18 protein-coding genes are annotated in these 16722 nt (G+C 71.3%); 6 read left to right on the top strand and 12 right to left on the bottom strand.

Annotated features, from left to right (window positions below; all coding sequences use genetic code 11):
- From disA to MCHLDSM_RS02140, 3 genes are read right to left on the bottom strand one after another with little or no spacing between them, the layout of a single operon-like run.
- Positions 1–1119, bottom strand: coding sequence for a DNA integrity scanning diadenylate cyclase DisA (gene disA / locus MCHLDSM_RS02150; RefSeq protein ID WP_048418580.1), 1119 nt, complete (start codon positions 1117–1119; stop codon positions 1–3).
- A gap of 20 nt (positions 1120–1139) precedes the next feature.
- Entirely contained in the window at positions 1140–2525 is a 1386-nt protein-coding gene (gene radA, locus MCHLDSM_RS02145) for a DNA repair protein RadA (protein WP_048418579.1), read from the bottom strand.
- Positions 2526–2582: 57 nt separating this feature from the next.
- Positions 2583–3173 (bottom strand): copper chaperone PCu(A)C domain-containing protein, encoded by a 591-nt coding sequence (locus MCHLDSM_RS02140; protein ID WP_053082828.1) that lies wholly within the window; start codon positions 3171–3173, stop codon positions 2583–2585.
- 240 nt (positions 3174–3413) lie between these two features.
- Here MCHLDSM_RS02140 and carD point away from each other — a divergent pair, with 240 nt between their 5' ends.
- From carD to rlmB, 4 genes are read left to right on the top strand one after another with little or no spacing between them, the layout of a single operon-like run.
- Positions 3414–3902 carry an RNA polymerase-binding transcription factor CarD gene (gene carD / locus MCHLDSM_RS02135; protein ID WP_043412998.1) on the top strand — a complete coding sequence of 163 codons (489 nt, stop codon included), beginning with the start codon at positions 3414–3416 and terminating at the stop codon, positions 3900–3902.
- 5 nt (positions 3903–3907) lie between these two features.
- Positions 3908–4423 carry a 2-C-methyl-D-erythritol 2,4-cyclodiphosphate synthase gene (gene ispF / locus MCHLDSM_RS02130; protein WP_048468670.1) on the top strand — a complete coding sequence of 172 codons (516 nt, stop codon included), beginning with the start codon at positions 3908–3910 and terminating at the stop codon, positions 4421–4423.
- Between the two features lie 47 nt (positions 4424–4470).
- Positions 4471–5862, top strand: a complete 1392-nt coding sequence (gene cysS / locus MCHLDSM_RS02125; RefSeq protein ID WP_048468669.1) for a cysteine--tRNA ligase — start codon at positions 4471–4473, stop codon at positions 5860–5862.
- Positions 5862–6803 (top strand): 23S rRNA (guanosine(2251)-2'-O)-methyltransferase RlmB, encoded by a 942-nt coding sequence (gene rlmB / locus MCHLDSM_RS02120; RefSeq protein ID WP_048418576.1) that lies wholly within the window; start codon positions 5862–5864, stop codon positions 6801–6803. The genes cysS and rlmB overlap by 1 nt, the downstream gene beginning before the upstream one ends.
- Here the strand turns inward: rlmB and MCHLDSM_RS02115 are convergent.
- From MCHLDSM_RS02115 to MCHLDSM_RS02105, 3 genes are read right to left on the bottom strand one after another with little or no spacing between them, the layout of a single operon-like run.
- Entirely contained in the window at positions 6800–8038 is a 1239-nt protein-coding gene (locus tag MCHLDSM_RS02115; RefSeq protein ID WP_048468668.1) for an SLC13 family permease, read from the bottom strand. The genes rlmB and MCHLDSM_RS02115 overlap by 4 nt on opposite strands.
- Complete coding sequence (locus MCHLDSM_RS02110; protein ID WP_048468739.1) at positions 8029–8943, bottom strand: MBL fold metallo-hydrolase; 915 nt, start codon at positions 8941–8943, stop codon at positions 8029–8031. The genes MCHLDSM_RS02115 and MCHLDSM_RS02110 overlap by 10 nt, the downstream gene beginning before the upstream one ends.
- 10 nt (positions 8944–8953) lie before the next feature.
- Positions 8954–10156 (bottom strand): MFS transporter, encoded by a 1203-nt coding sequence (locus tag MCHLDSM_RS02105; RefSeq protein WP_048468667.1) that lies wholly within the window; start codon positions 10154–10156, stop codon positions 8954–8956.
- A gap of 103 nt (positions 10157–10259) precedes the next feature.
- Between MCHLDSM_RS02105 and MCHLDSM_RS02100 the strand changes: the two genes are divergently transcribed.
- Positions 10260–10580 (top strand): ArsR/SmtB family transcription factor, encoded by a 321-nt coding sequence (locus MCHLDSM_RS02100; RefSeq protein ID WP_048418573.1) that lies wholly within the window; start codon positions 10260–10262, stop codon positions 10578–10580.
- Here the strand turns inward: MCHLDSM_RS02100 and MCHLDSM_RS02095 are convergent.
- From MCHLDSM_RS02095 to MCHLDSM_RS02080, 4 genes are read right to left on the bottom strand one after another with little or no spacing between them, the layout of a single operon-like run.
- The gene (locus MCHLDSM_RS02095) at positions 10573–11337 is read right to left on the bottom strand and encodes a LamB/YcsF family protein (RefSeq protein WP_048468666.1); all 765 of its coding nucleotides are present in this window, start codon (positions 11335–11337) and stop codon (positions 10573–10575) included. The genes MCHLDSM_RS02100 and MCHLDSM_RS02095 overlap by 8 nt on opposite strands.
- Before the next feature lie 10 nt (positions 11338–11347).
- Complete coding sequence (locus tag MCHLDSM_RS02090) at positions 11348–12196, bottom strand: metal ABC transporter permease (RefSeq protein ID WP_048468665.1); 849 nt, start codon at positions 12194–12196, stop codon at positions 11348–11350.
- Positions 12189–13016, bottom strand: a complete 828-nt coding sequence (locus MCHLDSM_RS02085) for a metal ABC transporter ATP-binding protein (RefSeq protein WP_048468664.1) — start codon at positions 13014–13016, stop codon at positions 12189–12191. The genes MCHLDSM_RS02090 and MCHLDSM_RS02085 overlap by 8 nt, the downstream gene beginning before the upstream one ends.
- Positions 13017–13025: 9 nt before the next feature.
- The gene (locus tag MCHLDSM_RS02080) at positions 13026–13934 is read right to left on the bottom strand and encodes a metal ABC transporter solute-binding protein, Zn/Mn family (protein WP_174545732.1); all 909 of its coding nucleotides are present in this window, start codon (positions 13932–13934) and stop codon (positions 13026–13028) included.
- Between the two features lie 114 nt (positions 13935–14048).
- Between MCHLDSM_RS02080 and MCHLDSM_RS02075 the strand changes: the two genes are divergently transcribed.
- Positions 14049–15149, top strand: coding sequence for an Rv3575c family transcriptional regulator (locus MCHLDSM_RS02075; RefSeq protein ID WP_048468663.1), 1101 nt, complete (start codon positions 14049–14051; stop codon positions 15147–15149).
- On the opposite strand, the gene otsB is transcribed toward MCHLDSM_RS02075, so the two are convergent.
- On the bottom strand, positions 15146–15892 hold the full coding sequence (gene otsB, locus MCHLDSM_RS02070) for a trehalose-phosphatase (protein WP_048468662.1): 747 nt from the start codon (positions 15890–15892) through the stop codon (positions 15146–15148). The genes MCHLDSM_RS02075 and otsB overlap by 4 nt on opposite strands.
- Positions 15893–15896: 4 nt before the next feature.
- Positions 15897–16592, bottom strand: a complete 696-nt coding sequence (kstR, locus tag MCHLDSM_RS02065) for a cholesterol catabolism transcriptional regulator KstR (protein WP_048468661.1) — start codon at positions 16590–16592, stop codon at positions 15897–15899.
- Between the last annotated feature and the right edge of the window lie 130 nt (positions 16593–16722).

Below are 16722 nucleotides of genomic sequence, written 5' to 3'. Positions count from 1 at the left end.
TCAGGCGAGCCGGTCGGCGATCGTCGACTCGGCCAGCTGCGACAGACCCTCGCGGATGTGGCGCGCCCACATCGAGCCGATACCCTCCACCGACTGCAGGTCGCTGGCGCTCGCGGCGAGCAGACCCTGTAGCGAGCCGAAGTTGCGCACCAGCAGGTCGACGTGCGCGAACTGCAACCGCGGGATGCCCGCCATCGCCCGGTAGCCGCGGGAGCTCATCGCCGAGTCCTGCGCCTCGGCCGTCGACGGATAACCGAAAACCCTTGCCAGCGTGGTGAAGTCGAGAAGTTCGCTGTCGGAGAGCCCGTCGAGCTCCTCCAGGGTGGCGGTGACCTGGGCGGCCGTCGGCGGGTCCGGGTTGGCGTGGTAGTCGCGCACGATCAGCTCGCGATCGGTGTCGTTGTCGCCCACCAGCTCGTCGAGCTGCAGTTTGAGCTGCCTGCCGTCGGTGCCGAGCTCGACGACGTCGGAGTCGATCTCCAGGCTGATCCGCCGCACCATCTCCAGGCGCTGCACCACGGTCATGACGTCGCGCAGAGTCACGAAGTCCTCGATCTCGGCCATCGACAACTGCCGGCTCACCTCGTCGAGGCGGGTCTTGTAGCGCTCCAGCGTGTCGATGGTCTGGTTGGCCCGGGACAGGATCGTCGCCGATTCCGGCACGACGTGCCGCTCGCCGGCCACGTACACCGTCACGATGCTCATCGAGTGGCTGACCGAGATCACCGGGTAGCCGGTCTGGATCGCGGTGCGCTCGGCCGAGCGGTGCCGGGTGCCGGACTCCTCGGTCGGGATCGACGGGTCGGGCACCAGCTGGACGTTGGCCCGCAGGATGCGGCTGCCATCGCTGGAGAGCACCACCGCGCCGTCCATCTTCGACAGCTCGCGCAGCCGGGTCGGGGCGTACCGCACGTCGAGGGAGAAGCCGCCGTCGCAGATCGCCTCGACACTGTCGTCGTAGCCGATGACGATCAACGCACCGGTGCGACCCCGCAGGATGCGTTCCAGGCCGTCACGAAGCGGGGTGCCGGGCGCGAGCCGGGCGATCGTCTCCCGCAGTGTCGGCCGGGCCAGTTGCACGACCGTGCGTGAGGCCCGTCCCGTCGACTTCACGGCCATCTGTTCCCCTCGGATCCGCCTCAGTTCGCGTCATTCTGGCTGATCCGCCGCAGGACCTGCAACGCCGAGGTGATGTCGTCGGCCGGGATGGCGCGCAGCCCGGCCGGAGGCGACGCCACCCCGGCGGGCACCACGGCGCAGGTGAACCCCAACCGCGCGGCCTCGGACAGCCGACGGTCCATGCCCGTCACCCGGCGGAGGTCACCGGCGAGGCCGACCTCCCCGATCGCGATCGCGTTGGTCGGCATCGGCAGGTCGGTGAACGCCGACGCGATGGCCAGCGCCACCGCGAGATCGGACGACGAGTCGGTCAGCCGCATCCCGCCGACGGTGGACAGATAGATGTCGTTGGCGCCGACGGGCAGCCGGGCCCGCTTCTCCAGCACGGCGGTGATCATGGCCGCCCGCGAGGAGTCGATGCCGCTGACCGCCCGGCGCGGACTACCGCTCGCGGGTGAGCCGATCAGTGCCTGCACCTCGCCGATCATCGGCCGCTTGCCGTCCAGCGTCACCGTGACCGACGTGCCCGGCACCGCCTTGGGACGCTGGTCGAGGAACAGTCCCGAGGGATCGGACACACACTCGATCCCGTTGTCGTGCAACAGGAAACAACCGACCTCGTCGGCGGCCCCGAACCGGTTCTTGACGCCGCGCACCATCCGCAGCGACGACGCCCGATCGCCCTCGAAGTGCAGCACGACGTCGACGAGATGCTCGAGGGAACGCGGCCCGGCGATCGCGCCGTCCTTGGTGACGTGGCCGACGAGCAGCATCGCCACGCCGGTGGTCTTGGCGGTCATCGTCAGCGCCGTAGTCACGGCGCGCACCTGGGTGACGCCGCCGGTCACCCCGTCGGCCTCGGTGGTCGACATGGTCTGCACCGAGTCGACGACGACCAGCGACGGTGCGACCGCCTCGATGTGGCCCAAGGCCGTCTGCAGATCCGATTCCGCGGCGAGATAGACCTCGTCGTGGGCGCAGCCGGTGCGTTCGGCGCGCAGCCGGATCTGGCCGGCCGACTCCTCGCCCGACAGGTACAGCGCGCGCCGGCCCGTCTGAGCCCAGCGGTGGGCGACCTCGAGCAGCAGCGTCGACTTGCCGACCCCTGGATCGCCGGCCAGCAGCGTCACCGAGCCCGGCACCAGACCGCCGCCCAGCACGCGGTCGAGTTCGCTGACCCCGGTGTGGAAGTGCCGTGTGCTGCCCGGGTCGATGGAGCTGATCGGCACCGCGGGGGAGGTGGGGGCGACGACACGCCGGGTGGCCGAACCGCCTACCGCGGTCAGCGCGACTTCGTCGACCGTGCCCCAGGTGCCGCACTCAGAGCAGCGGCCCACCCATTTGGGCGTGATGTGGTGGCATTCCGAACACCGGTATTGCGAACGTGTTTTCGAAGTCCGGGCCACGGGGTGACGGTATCCGGCGGGACCGACAGATCGGGCGCGGCGCGCCCGATGCGGCGGCTAGTGCCCGCCGGAGTGGCCCTCGGCCGGAGCGCCGTCGTCGGTGACCTCGCGCCGCGGCGACTCGCCCGCCGAGATCGGGACCGCCACGGTGGTCTCGCCGGACTTCTCGAAGGTGAAGGTGAAGTCATAGGTCAGCCCGTTGGTGACCGGCTTGCTCAGCGCGACCTTGGCCTCGGCGGCATCGGCGGGCTCGACGCTCTCCAGCGCCGCCGTCTGACCGTCAGGGGTGCCCACCACCAACACACCGTTGGCCGGCAGCGCGCCGTCGCCGGTCAGCGTCACCGAGCCGACGTCGGACGTGATCCGGACCAGCTTGTCGTTGACGTCGGCCGAGGTGTTGGCGGCGGTGAAGATCAGCTCGACGTCGCGGCCCGGCTGGACGTAGTCCGCGGTCTGCTGGGCGCGCAGGTGCACGTTGCGCAACGCGATCGGGCCGGCTTTGCCGCTGGTGCCGTTGATCGCCGGCTCCTGCGTCGCGGTCTGGGACACCTGACCCGCGCTGCAGCCGCTCAGGACCATGGACAGGCCCACCGCGGCGGTCGCCACGGCGGCGGTGATGACAGAAGTGCGCCGTTCTAAGGGGTTCACTGGGTGCCTCCTGCTCGGCCGACAACGCGACGTGACATGCCGGTCTTCCTGGTTCGACTATGCAGAGTAGTAGGTCGGGATTGCGTGCGGTAGCGCAGGGCGCGACAGGTGCGCGCCTTGCACGGATTCGCCGGTGTGTCAACCCCTGGTGTTCGTCGACTGTGCCCCTGACCTGCATTGTTGGCGCACCCCTGTCGGCGGCGCGTGTTAAACTCGTCATGTGAAAGGGGCTCGAAACTGATGATTTTCAAGGTCGGAGACACCGTTGTCTATCCACACCACGGTGCTGCGTTGATCGAGGCGATCGAAACCCGGACCATCAAAGGCGAGCAGAAGGAATATCTCGTCTTGAAGGTCGCCCAGGGTGATCTCACCGTTCGGGTGCCCGCGGACAACGCCGAATACGTGGGTGTGCGCGATGTCGTCGGACAGGAGGGCCTCGACAAGGTCTTCCAGGTGCTCCGTGCCCCGCATACCGAGGAGCCGACCAACTGGTCGCGCCGGTACAAGGCCAATCTGGAGAAGCTCGCCTCCGGTGATGTGAACAAGGTGGCCGAGGTCGTCCGTGACCTGTGGCGCCGCGACCAGGAACGTGGGCTTTCCGCCGGCGAGAAGCGCATGCTGGCCAAGGCCCGTCAGATCCTGGTGGGTGAACTCGCGCTCGCCGAGAACACCGACGACGAGAAGGCTGCGACCATTCTCGACGAGGCTCTCGCCGCCGCGTCCTGAAGGACGTGATTCCCCGCGTCGGTCTGGGTACCGACGTTCATCCCCTCGAAGCCGGACGTCCGTGCTGGCTGCTGGGTCTGCTGTTCGACGACGCCGACGGTTGTGCCGGTCACTCCGACGGTGACGTCGCCGCCCATGCCCTCTGCGATGCTCTGCTGTCCGCGGCGGGCATGGGCGACATCGGCGAGGTCTTCGGCACCGACCGCCCGCAGTGGCGGGGGGTGTCCGGTGCCGACATGCTGCGCCACGTGCGCTCCCTGCTCGACGACGCCGGCCTGCGGGTCGGCAACGCCGCCGTCCAGGTCATCGGCAACCGGCCGAAGGTCGGCCCGCGCCGGGCCGAGGCCCAACAAGTGCTCTCCGCGTTGCTGGGCGCCCCCGTTTCGGTGTCAGCCACCACCACCGACGGCCTCGGTCTGACCGGCCGTGGCGAGGGGCTGGCGGCGATCGCGACGGCCCTGGTTTTCGGCGATGAGCGCTTGCGCGAAGAGCAGACAAACCGCGATGAGGGTTTCGCCTGATCGGGCCGGTAAGCTGGCCCGTCGTGACCGAACGCCCCGCAGCTGTCATGCGGCTCTATGACACCTTGTCTGGCGGTGTGCGCGATTTCGCGCCACTGCGGCCCGGCCACGTCTCGATCTACCTGTGTGGCGCCACGGTGCAGGGTCTGCCGCACATCGGGCACGTCCGCAGCGGTGTCGCGTTCGACGTGTTGCGCCGCTGGCTGACCGCCAAGGGCTTCGACGTCGCGTTCATCCGCAACGTCACCGACATCGACGACAAGATCCTGACCAAGGCCGCCGACGCGGGCAGGCCGTGGTGGGAATGGGCGTCGACCTACGAGCGGGCGTTCTCGGCCGCCTACGACGCGCTGGGGGTGCTTCCCCCGTCGGCGGAGCCGCGCGCCACCGGGCACATCACCCAGATGGTGGAGCTCATCGAGCGGCTCATCGATCGCGGCCACGCCTACACCGGGGCGGGCGACGTGTATTTCGACGTCGCGACGCTGCCGGAGTACGGCAAGCTGTCCGGTCACCGGATCGACGACGTGCACCAGGGTGAGGGGGTCGCGACGGGCAAGCGCGACCAGCGGGACTTCACGCTGTGGAAGGGCGCCAAACCAGGCGAGCCGTCGTGGCCGACGCCGTGGGGCCGCGGCCGCCCCGGCTGGCACACCGAGTGCGTCGCGATGGCCCACGAGTACCTCGGCGCCGAATTCGACATCCACGCCGGCGGCATGGACCTGGTGTTCCCGCACCACGAGAACGAGATCGCCCAGGCCGAGGCCGCCGGCGACGGCTTCGCCCGGTTCTGGCTGCACAACGGCTGGGTCACCATGGGCGGCGAGAAGATGAGCAAGTCGCTGGGCAACGTCCTGGCGATTCCCGCTGTGCTGCAACGGGTCCGGGCCGCCGAGTTGCGCTACTACCTGGGCAGTGCGCACTACCGGTCGATGCTGGAGTTCTCCGAGACGGCACTGGCCGATGCCGCGAAGGCCTACACGGGTATCGAGGACTTCCTGCACCGGGTGCGCACCCGGGTCGGCGCGGTGGTGCCGGGTGAGTGGACCCCGAAGTTCGGCGCCGCACTCGACGACGACCTGTCGGTGCCGATCGCGCTGGCCGAGGTGCACGCCGCGCGCGCCGAGGGCAACCGGGCCCTCGATGCGGGCGACCACGAGTCGGCGCTCACGCACGCGATGTCGATCCGCGCGATGATGGGGATCCTGGGGGCGGATCCGCTCGACGAACGCTGGGAGTCGCGCGACGAGACGTCGGCGGCGCTGGCGGCGGTCGACGTGCTGGTGCAGGCCGAGGTCAGACGGCGTGAAGAGGCCAGGGTGCGGCGCGACTGGGCCGAGGCCGACGCGATCCGCGACCGGCTCAAAGCGGCCGGCATCGAGGTGACCGACACCTCCGACGGTCCCCAGTGGTCACTGTTGGACGGGACGGACAAATAATGGCGGGCAACTCCCAGCGGCGCGGCGCGGTCCGCAAGGCCGGCACGAAGAAGGGCCCCACGGTCGGCTCCGGTGGTGTACGTCGCCGCGGGCTGGAGGGCAAGGGTGCGACCCCGCCTGCGCATCAGCGGCCCCACCACCCGGCGGCCAAACGCGCCGCGAAGGCCGCCCGCCAGCAGCAGGGCCGCCACCGCAAGACCGACGACACCGAGATCGTGCTCGGCCGCAATCCGGTGGTGGAGTGCCTGCGGGCGGGCGTGCCCGCCACGGCGCTCTACGTCGCACTGGGCGCCGACTCCGACGAACGCCTGACCGAGGCGGTGCAGACCGCGGCCGACAAGGGGATCGCGATCCTCGAGGTGCCGCGCCACGACCTCGACCGCATCGCCGCCAACGGCATGCACCAGGGCCTCGCGCTGCAGGTGCCGCCCTACAGCTACGCCCACCCCGACGATCTGCTGGCCGCGGCGAAGAAGGACGCGGCACCGCCGCTTCTGGTCGCCCTGGACAACATCTCCGACCCGCGCAACCTGGGCGCGATCGTGCGCTCGGTCGCGGCGTTCGGCGGTCACGGCGTGCTGATCCCGCAGCGCCGGTCCGCGTCGGTGACCGCGGTGGCGTGGCGCACCAGCGCGGGTGCGGCGGCCCGCACCCCGGTGGCGCGGGCGACCAACCTCAACCGCGCGCTCAAGCAGTACGCCGATGCCGGCGTGCAGATCGTGGGCCTCGATGCCGGCGGAGACACCGCGATCGACGAGATCGACGGCAGCGGCCCGATCATGGTGGTGGTCGGCTCGGAGGGCAAGGGATTGTCCCGGCTGGTGCGGGAGAACTGCGACGCCATCGTGTCGATCCCGATGGCCGGGCCCACCGAATCGCTCAACGCGTCGGTGGCCGCGGGCGTCGTGCTCGCCGAGATCGCGCGCCAGCGCCGCGGTTAGACCCCGAACAGCTGCAGGCCCGCCCACAGCGCCAGCACCGACGCGATCAGCACGGGCGGTGTGGTGGCCAGCCCGATGCGGCTGAACTCGGCGAAGCTGGGGTTCATGTCCCGACGGACCACGCTGCGCCACAACAGGTTCGCCAGTGACCCGACGTAGGTCAGGTTGGGGCCGACGTTGACGCCGATCAGCACCGCCAGCACGGCAGCGGGACCGACCGGGGTGACCAGCGGCAGCAGCACCAGCACCGCGGGCAGGTTGTTCACGACGTTCGAGAGCACCGCGGCGACGGCCGCGATGCCGAGCAGTGCGAGCAGACCCTGCCCGTCGGGCAGCACCCGCTGCATCGCCGTCTCCAGCCCGTTGCGCATCACCGCGGCGACCACCACGCCCAGACACAGCACGAACGCCAGGAACGGCAGATCCAGCGCGCCGGTGATCTTCGCGACCGAGCTGCGCCCCGTCACGAGCCCCCGCACCCCGAGGACCACGGCGCCCGCCAGCGCGGCCCAGGCCGGCGACAGCCCGAGGAGCGAGGTGACCGCGAAGCCGGCCAGCGTGAGGCCGACGACCACCAGCGCGAACAGCGGAACATCGACGGGCTCGCGGGGTGCCTCCTGCGGCTGCACCCGCAGGTCCTTGGCGAACAGCAGCCGCAGCAGCACGAACTCGACGGCGATCGCGGCCAGCCACGGCAACGTCATCAGCGCGGCGAAGTGCAGGAACGTCAGCCCGGCCGCGCCGAACGCCAGCAGGTTGGTCAGGTTGGACACCGGCAGCAGCAGGGACGCGCTGTTGGACAGGTGCGCGGTCGCATACGCGTGCGGCCGGGCCGGCACGGCGAGTGTGCGCGCGGTGGCCAGCACCACCGGCGTCAGCAGCACGACCGTGGCGTCCAGGCTGAGGATCGCGGTGACGGCCGCGGAGATCCCGAACACCGACACCAGCAGCCGGGTCTGTCCGCCCGAGGTGGCGCGGGCCATCAGCACGCCCGCCGCGTGGAAGAGGCCCTCGTCGTCGCAGAGCCGGGCGAGCACCAGCACCGCCGCCAGGAAACCGACCACTGGTGCCAGCCGGGACACCTCGGCCAGGGCGTCGTGCCAGTCGATCGCGCCGGCCACGATCACCAGTGCGGCGGCGGGCACCGCGACGACGGCCTCGGGCCAGCCGTGCGGGCGCAGCAGGGCGAACCCGAGGACCGCGACGAGCGCGGCCACGGACAGGATCAGTTCCATGGATCGGCGCGCTGCCAAAGGGTCGGCAGGTGCAGGGGGACGCCGTCCTCGGCGGCCAGCCGGCTGAGCACCCGCATCGAGGCGTCGAGGTCGTCGGCGGCGAACGGCAGCGCGCGCAGCGGTTGGTCGAGGGGGCGGAAGAAGTCGTCCCAGTGGATGAGCACCACCCGGCGCGCCCCGACCGCGCGCACGGTCTCGGTCCAGTACTCGACGAGGTAGCTCTCCGGCTGCAGCCCGAGTTGCCCGACGCCGAGGTAGGCCACGTCGGCGGTGCGGCCCCGCAGCGCGCCGCGCACGTAGCCGGCGCTGCCGACGATCAGCAGCGTGCGGCCGCTGGGCCGGTGGGTCACCAGCGTGGACCAGGCCTCGCCGCAGCGGTACGCGGACGCCCGCGCCGGTGGCCGCACCGGCGCGGTGATCTGTCCAGGGAAGCGGTCGGGCGGGCAGTGGTGCTCTTCGATCAGCGTGACGTCGTACGCCCCGGCCGTGACGGGTTCGCCCGGCGTGACGACGTCGACGCGGTCGAGGTCCGCGCCACGTCCGACCTGCGCGGCCGACGCACCGCCGATGAGCCGCGCCCCGGTGCGGCCGGCGACGACGGCCGAGTCCATCGCGTGGTCGAAGTGGGTGTGCACCGGGGTGACCGCGTCGAGACGCTCGACGCCGAGCCGGTTCAGGGCGTGCTGGATGCGGGGCAGCGACGGGCGCAGCGGGCGGGACGCGACGGTGAGCAGGCCCGGCCGGGAGAAGAACCCGTCGGTCATCACCGCGGAGTCGCCGTCGTCGATCAGCAGCGTCGTGACGCCGGCCCACGTCACCGTCACCGGGGTCGTCGCGGCCGCGGCGGGCACGTCGAACCGGGGGGCGTAGGCGGTGAGATCGGGACGGCCGAGCCTCAGACGCATGACGGCCACCCTAGGGCGTGCGCGCCGCCCGGACGCCACGCAGCCCCGCGACGGCTGCGCCGAGGCAGGCGGCGGCGACCGCGCCGGCGAACCACGGGAACACCGACGCCAGGTCCCACTGCGTGGCCGCCCAACCCGCGACCAGCGTGGGCACCGCCATCGCGGTGTACGCCAGCAGGTAGAACGCCGACATCGTCTCGCCGCGGCGGCCGGCCGGCACGACATCGGACAGGTGGCGCAGCGAGCCGCCGAAGCCGAGCCCGAACGTCGCGCCCAGCAGTGCGGCGGCCACGAACACCAGCTGCGGCTGGTGGGTGAGCAGCACCGGGATGGTCAGCAGCAGCGACACGGCCATTCCGACGTCGCCGATGATCGCGGAGTACTTGGCGGGCAGCCGGGTCGCGGCGAGCTGGGCCAGCGCTGCGGCGAACGCGGTGGTGCCGACGACGGCGCCGCCGAAGACGAGGTTGTCGATGTGGGTCTGCCGCGCGGCCAGAGACGGGTACAGCGACAGCAGCACGCCGAGCACCGACCAGGACGCCATCGCGCCGAGCGCGGAGAACCAGAAGTCGGACCGGATCTCTTGCGGCACAGCGGGTTTCGCGATGCGGATGGGACCCTGGGCGCGCGCGGTGTGCGGTTCGCGCAGGGCCAGCACCCCGATCCCGACGATCAGGCAGATCACGGCGACCACCGCGTAGGGCGTGCGCAGCGGGTGCGGTGCGTACTGGGCGAGCAGCGCGGAGCCCAGGATCGCGACGGTCATGCCGACGTTGAAGCTGACGCCGGAGAGCTGACCCGAGCGCACGCCGTGGTCGGGGCGCAGGTCCAGCAGGGCCGCCGCGCCGGCGACGACGATCGAGCCGACGGCCGCGCCGTGGATGGTGCGGGCGAGCAGGAGCAGCGCCATGTTGTCGGCGATGAGGAAGACCCCCAGCCCGACCAGCAGGGCGATCAGGGCGCCGACGAGCACCGGTTTGCGGCCCACCACGTCGGAGATCCGTCCCGACACCAGCACCGCGGCGAGCGCGGCGACGGCGTAGACGGCGAACACGATCGTGGTGGCCAGCGGCGAGAGGTGCCAGTCCGACTCGTAGATGCCGTACAGCGGCGCGGGCAGTCCCGATACACCGAGGGCGACGCCGCTCAGGACGAGCAGCAGCGGGTAGGCCCAACGCTGCGTCTCGCTGATCGGACGGTCGATCGCCACCATCGGGTGCCCCACTTCCGGTCGAGTACGGTTTGACAGACATCGAACCCGATCGAGCGTACGCTGGGTTCGACGATCATCAAACCCCGCGTGGTGAAGGACACTCATGGCCGACGACGCGCACCCGGTCGCCCGGGTGCAGCAGGTGCTGGCGGCGTTGCACGACCCGGTCCGGCTGGAGATCGTGCGGCGGCTGCACAACGCCGGCGGGCCGCTGCAATGCGGGGCGCTCTATGACGGCATCAACAAGTCGACGGCCACCCACCACTTCAAGATCCTGCGCGAGGCCGGCGTGACCGAGCGCCTGGTGATCGACGGGCTGACGTTCCAGCGGCTGCGTGTCGACGAGGTGGAGACGGCCCTGCCGGGGCTGCTGGGCAGCGTGGTGTCCTGCGCGAACCGCGACGCCGGCGCCCCGGTCAGCTGAACGGCGAGAGGTCGACACCCTCGGCCAGCAGCCGGGTCCGCACCGCGGTGGCGATCTGCACCGCGCCCTCGGAATCGCCGTGTACGCACACCGATTCCACGGTGATCGGGATCGTCGAACCGTCCACCGCCGCCACCCGGCCCGCGGTGACCATCGAGATCACCCGCTCGGCGATCTCGTCGGGATCGCTGAGCACCGCGTTGCGTTCCCGCCGCGACACCAGCTGCCCGTCGGGCCGGTAGGACCGGTCGGCGAACGCCTCGGCGACCGTGCGCAGCCCGAGCTCGGCTGCCGCGTCGAACAGCACCGAGCCGGCGAGGCCGAGCAGCGGGAGCTCGGGGTCCACCGCATGCACGGCCTCGGCCACCGCGCGGGCCTGATCGCGGTGGGTGACCACCGCGTTGTAGAGGGCGCCGTGCGGCTTGACGTAGGACACCGTCGACCCGGCGGCCTTGGCGAGCGCGGACAGCGCACCGATCTGGTACATCACGTCGGCGGCCAGTTCCTCGGGCGGCACGTCGATGAACCGGCGGCCGAAGCCGGCGAAGTCGCGGTAGCTGACCTGGGCGCCGATCCGCACGCCGCGTTCGGCGGCGAGCCGGCAGGTGCGCGCCAGCGTCGCCGAGTCCCCGGCGTGGAAGCCGCAGGCGACGTTGGCGCTGGTGACGATGCCCAGCATCGCGTCGTCGTCGCCGAGTTGCCACACCCCGAAGCCCTCGCCGAGATCGGCGTTCAGGTCGACCGTGCGGGTGGCCACGACGACCAGCCTAACGGCGGCTGCCGACCAGCCAGCAGACCAGGAAGATCGCGAACGAGATCGTCGTGACGAACACCGACACCGGCACGCCGGGGGCCAGGGACAGCACCAGGCCGCCGATGGCCGCGGTCTCGGCGAACAGCACCGAGGCACCCATCGCCTTGATCGGCGAGGTGAACACCCGCGCCGCCGCGGCCGCCGGGGTGATCAACAGCGACATGACCAGCAGCGCCCCGACGATCTGCACGCCCTGGGCGGCGGTGACGCCCACCAGCGCGGCGAACACGATGCCCAGCCCGCGCACCGGGACGCCGCGGCCTGCGGCCACCTCGGGGTCGACGGTCGCGAACAGCAGCGGCCGGTAGGACACCGCGAGCACCGCGATGACGACGACGGTCACCACGGCCAGCAGCGCCAGCCCGGAGTATCCGACGCCGACGATCTGGCCGGTCAGCAGCGCGAAGCTGGTGCCGGTGCGGCCGGGGTAGAGGTGGATGAACAGCACGGCCAGACCCAGGCCGAACGCCAGCACCACGCCGATCGCGGAGTCGCGTTCGCGGGCCCGCTGGCCCAGGATGCCGAACAGCACGGCCGCCAGCGCCGATCCCAGCAGCGCGCCGATGCCGATGTTGAAGCCGGCCAGCAGCGCGAAGGCCGCGCCGGTCAGCGACAGTTCGCTGGAGCCGTGCACCGCGAAGGACATCTGCCGCATGACGATCAGCGGCCCGACGATGCCGGACACCAGCGCCAGCAGCGCCGAGGCGAGCAGCGCCTGCTGGACGAAGTCGCGGCTGAGCAGGTCGGCGGTGGCGCCGAAGTCGAAGAAGTGGGAGACGACGTCGGAGAGCTTGTCATTCATGGGTGTGCCCCGGGCCCTCGCAGTGGTCGTGCTGGTACTGGCTGTGTTCGCCGACGACGATGTAGCGCCCGCCCACTTCGAGTACCTCGATGTCGGCGCCGTAGAGCTCCGACAGCGTCGCCGACGTCATCACCTCGGCGACGGTGCCGACCCGAAACCGGCCGTCGACGAGGTAGATCACCCGGTCCACGTACGGCAGCACGGGGTCGACCTCGTGGGTGACGAACAGGACCGCGGTGCCGGCGTCGCGGCGACGCCGGTCGATCAGCGCGGAGACGAGGCCCGCGTTGGCGGGGTCGAGATTGAGCAGCGGTTCGTCGCAGAGCAGCAGCACCGGATCGGTCACCAGGGCCTGGGCCACCCGGATGCGCTGCAGCTCGCCGCCGGACATCACGCCGACCGACGCGTGCGCCAACCCGGTGCCGTTGACCTGGGCCAGCGCCTGGCGCACCGCCTCGCGCTTGGCGCGCCGCGCGGCGGGACTCCAGCCGGCGAAGCCCCACCGGTGCCCGTCGTAGCCGAGCGCCACCAGATCCGAGGCGCGCAGCGACAGCCCGCGGTCCATCGAGCGGTGCTGGGGGACGTAGCCGATCTTGCGGCTGCCGGTCGTGACGGGCTCGCCGGCGATCCGCACGTCGCCCGCGCTGAGGGGAACCTGCCCCAGCAGCACCTTGAGCAGGGACGTCTTGCCGGTGCCGTTGGGTCCGAGGATGGCGATGAACTCGCCGGCGCGCACCGTGAGGTCCAGGTCGTCCCACAGCACGCGATCGCCGAAGGCGAGCCGCGCGTGGCGCAGTTCTACGAGGTCGTCGGTGGGCACAGACGGCGACTATCGGCTCGGCGGCGGCGGACTGTCCAGCGCGGCCGCGATCTCGTCGACGGTCTTGCGCTGCCACTGCAGGTAGTCCATGCCGGCGGGCAGCGTCTCGGTGACCGAGATGACGGGTAGCACGGCCTGTCGCGCCGCGTCGGACAGCTGCTTGCTGACCGGGCCCTCGGTCTGGGTGTTCACGACGATCGCCGACACCTGCCGGTTGTTGATCAGGTCCAGCACGGCGGCCAGATCGCCGGGCGACGGGTCGCCGCCCTCCTCGACCGCGTTCGCGAACGACGGCGGCGTCTTGTCGGCGATGCCGGCGTTGCGCAGGGCGTAGTACGCGACGGGTTCGGTGGAGACGACCGAGGCGCCGGGGTGGGCTTCGCCGATGCCGTGCTGCGCGAGGGTGAGCGTGTCCAGCGCGTCGCCGAACTTCTGCGCGTTGGCGGTGTAATCGGCGGCGTGCTCGGCGTCGGACTGCCCGAGGGTCTCGGCGATGCGGTCGGCGACGGCCTTGACGGTGGGCAGGTCGTAGAAAACGTGCTCGTTGGGCGGGGGCTGGGTCGGCGAGAGCGACGATGCGTCGACGGTCGGGATGTCGTGCGAGTTCTGCAGCACGTCGTCCATCCAGTGGTCGTAGTGGTCGCCGTTGTAGACGACCAGTGAGGCGTCGGCGATCTCGGCGACGTCGGACGGGCTGGCCTCGAAGGAGTGCGGGTCGGCGACGGTACCGCTGACGATGGACTTGACGGTCGCGTGGTCCCCGACGACGGCGGCGGCGACGCTGCCCCACACGTCGGTGGAGGCGACCACGTTGGCGGTGCCGTGCTCGGTGTTCGGCTGCTGCTGGGAACAGCCGGCCACGGCGACCGTCAGCACGGCGGCCACGGCCATGGCGGGCAGGGCGGCGAGGGCTCGCATGCGCAACTCCTGATACAAATGAAAATCGTTTCCAATAACTTCGCCAATGTAGCGCATGGGTGCCGGTGCGTGCTCGGCGCCGGGGCGATGGGGATGAATTACCCTCTACAGAGCATGTCCAGGACTCCGACGCCGAGACGGCGCGCGACCCTGGCCTCTCTGGCTGCCGAACTCAAGGTCTCGCGCACCACCGTCTCCAACGCCTACAACCGGCCGGATCAACTGTCGGCCGAGCTGCGCGAGCGGGTGCTGTCCACCGCCAAGCGGCTCGGCTATCCGGGCCCTGATCCGGTGGCCCGCTCGCTGCGCACCCGCAGGGCCGGCGCGGTGGGTCTGATCATCACCGAACCGCTGAACTATTCGTTCAGCGATCCCGCCGCGCTGGACTTCGTGGCCGGGCTGGCCGAATCGTGCGAGGCCGTCGGGCAGGGGCTGCTGCTGGTCGCGGTCGGGCCCAACCGCAGCGTGAGCGACGGCTCGGCCGCCGTGCTGGCCGCGGGCGTCGACGGGTTCGTGATCTACTCGGCCTCCGACGACGACCCGTACCTGCCGGTGGTGCTCCAGCGGCATCTGCCCGTGGTGGTCGTCGACCAGCCCAGGGATGTGCCCGGGACGTCGCGGGTCGGCATCGACGACCGTGCCGCGATGCGCGCGCTGGCCGAGCACGTGCTCGACCTGGGGCACCGCGAGATCGGACTGCTGACCATGCGGCTGGGCCGCGACTGGCCGCACGGCGGTCCGGGGCCGGCGCTCGCGGACCCCGAGCGGGTCCGCACACCGGACTTCCACGTCCAGAGTGAGCGCATCGCCGGTGTGCGGGACGCGATGGCCGCTGCCGGCCTCGACCCGAATTCGCTGACCGTGGTGGAGAGCTACGAGCATCTGCCCACCTCCGGGGGTGCCGGCGCCGACGTGGCGTTGGACGCCAATCCGCGCATCACCGCGCTGATGTGCACCGCCGACGTGCTCGCCCTCTCCGCGATGGACCGGCTGCGCGCCCGCGGCGTGTACGTGCCCGGCCAGATGACGGTGACCGGTTTCGACGGGGTGCCCGAGGCGCTGTCGCGGGGACTGACCACCGTGCGCCAGCCGAGCATCGAAAAGGGCAGGCGCGCAGGGGAATTGCTGCACAGCCCGCCCCGGTCGGGGCTGCCGGTCGTCGAGGTGCTCGACACCGAGGTGGTGCGCGGTCGCACCTCGGGTCCGCCGGCCTAACCTCCCGCGCGCGCGGAAAGCAAGAACTGCAGCGCGGCGGCGACGTCCTCGGGCGAGGACACCCGGTGCGTCGCCGCGGTGTCGCCGGGCCCGACCTTCACCCCGACGTCGGCGTCGGTCAGCCGGCGGAACGCCTTCTCGTCGGTGACGTCGTCGCCGAAGAACACCACCGCCGACGCGTCGTGCTCGGTCCGCAGGATGTCGATCGCCTCTCCCTTGTCGGTGGAGATCACCGCGAACTCGAGCACGGCCTTGCCCGTCGTCGCATGCGCGTCCCACCCGGTGGCCGCCTCCCAGGCCGCGGCCAGCGCGGCCTCGCCGTCGGGGTCCGACGCGTTGCGCACGTGCAGGGCCACGCTCGCCGGTTTCGTCTCCACCGTCACCCCGGCCTTGTCGGCGGCGATCGCGTCCAGCGTCTCGGTTATGGCCGCCAGCAGGTCGGTGTCGATGTCGTGGGAGAACCCGGAGTCGAACTCGGCGCCGTGGCTGCCGACCAGGTGGACGGCGTCGGGCATCGACGACAGCACGCGCAGGTCGCGCAGCGCACGCCCGGAGATCAGCGCGACCTCGGTGGACGGCAGCTCGGCCAGCGCGACGAGCGCGCGGCCCGCGTCGGGCAGGGGTCGCGCGTCGGCGGGGTTGTTGACGATCGGGGACAGCGTGCCGTCGAAGTCGGTCGTGATCAGCAGTCGCGGCACCCGGGCCGCGGCCTCGAGGGCGGTCGAGAGCTCGGGCGGCAGCACGAGGTCAGATCTTCGGCTGCTCGCCGTCGCCGATGAGCAGCCGCATCGCCAGATCGAGCCGCTTACTCACGTCGGTCGCCGACGCTCGCCGGGTCAGCCACGCGAGCAGGTTGGACAGCCACACGTCGGAGATCACGCGGGCGATGTGGTACTGGTCCTCGGTGGGTTCGCCGTCGCTCATCGCGCGGGCGAACATCGAGTCCATCAGCTTGCCGACGTAGTCGACCTCGCCGGCGGCCGACGCGTCGGCGAACACGAACGCCCGCGTCATCGCCTCGGTCAGCAGGGGGTTGCGCTGCATGGCCCGGTTGAGCTTGCCGACCATGATGTTGAGCCGCTGATACGGCGTGGCGCCCGCGGCCAGCACGGACCGGTCGGTCTTGGCGTCGATGCGCTCGAACTCGCGGCCCAGCGCCGAGACCAGCAGGTGCACCTTCGACGGGAAGTAGCGGTAGAGCGTGCCGACCGCGACGTCGGCGCGTTCGGCCACCGCCCGCATCTGCACGGCCTCGTAACCGCCCTTGGACGCGATCGCCAGCGTGGCGTCCAGGATCCGCTTGCGGCGTTCCCGCTGCGCCTCGGAGCCCAGTTCCGATTCGGCCAGCACCGCGACGTTCATCACCTGGCGGGGGCGGGTGTCCGATCCCGTGGCGCCGGCGCGCGCCGACGTGCCTGGTGACGACTCAGACGACCCGGACATGCGGTGCGCGGCTCCTTCGGTGTGCGGTGCAACTGGTGAAAACGATACGCACACCGGTCGTAGGTTTCCCACCGCCGCACTGTGTCGATCACGACAGTGGTCTGCTGTGATGGCGTTCGACTTGACGGTC

Source organism: Mycolicibacterium chlorophenolicum (assembly GCF_001044235.1).
Lineage (GTDB): Bacteria > Actinomycetota > Actinomycetes > Mycobacteriales > Mycobacteriaceae > Mycobacterium > Mycobacterium chlorophenolicum.
This window is presented reverse-complemented; position numbering and strand designations above follow the sequence as displayed.

What these genes read in the sequence shown, in the direction of transcription:
- disA (WP_048418580.1), bottom strand. Translation starts at nt 1,119, where the DNA reads ATGGCCGTGAAGTCGACGGGACGGGCCTCACGCACGGTCGTGCAACTG.
- carD (WP_043412998.1), top strand. Translation starts at nt 3,414, where the DNA reads ATGATTTTCAAGGTCGGAGACACCGTTGTCTATCCACACCACGGTGCT.
- cysS (WP_048468669.1), top strand. Translation starts at nt 4,471, where the DNA reads ATGCGGCTCTATGACACCTTGTCTGGCGGTGTGCGCGATTTCGCGCCA.
- rlmB (WP_048418576.1), top strand. Translation starts at nt 5,862, where the DNA reads ATGGCGGGCAACTCCCAGCGGCGCGGCGCGGTCCGCAAGGCCGGCACG.
- MCHLDSM_RS02115 (WP_048468668.1), bottom strand. Translation starts at nt 8,038, where the DNA reads ATGGAACTGATCCTGTCCGTGGCCGCGCTCGTCGCGGTCCTCGGGTTC.
- MCHLDSM_RS02110 (WP_048468739.1), bottom strand. Translation starts at nt 8,943, where the DNA reads ATGCGTCTGAGGCTCGGCCGTCCCGATCTCACCGCCTACGCCCCCCGG.
- MCHLDSM_RS02105 (WP_048468667.1), bottom strand. Translation starts at nt 10,156, where the DNA reads ATGGTGGCGATCGACCGTCCGATCAGCGAGACGCAGCGTTGGGCCTAC.
- MCHLDSM_RS02100 (WP_048418573.1), top strand. Translation starts at nt 10,260, where the DNA reads ATGGCCGACGACGCGCACCCGGTCGCCCGGGTGCAGCAGGTGCTGGCG.
- MCHLDSM_RS02090 (WP_048468665.1), bottom strand. Translation starts at nt 12,196, where the DNA reads ATGAATGACAAGCTCTCCGACGTCGTCTCCCACTTCTTCGACTTCGGC.
- MCHLDSM_RS02080 (WP_174545732.1), bottom strand. Translation starts at nt 13,934, where the DNA reads ATGCGAGCCCTCGCCGCCCTGCCCGCCATGGCCGTGGCCGCCGTGCTG.
- MCHLDSM_RS02075 (WP_048468663.1), top strand. Translation starts at nt 14,049, where the DNA reads ATGTCCAGGACTCCGACGCCGAGACGGCGCGCGACCCTGGCCTCTCTG.
- kstR (WP_048468661.1), bottom strand. Translation starts at nt 16,592, where the DNA reads ATGTCCGGGTCGTCTGAGTCGTCACCAGGCACGTCGGCGCGCGCCGGC.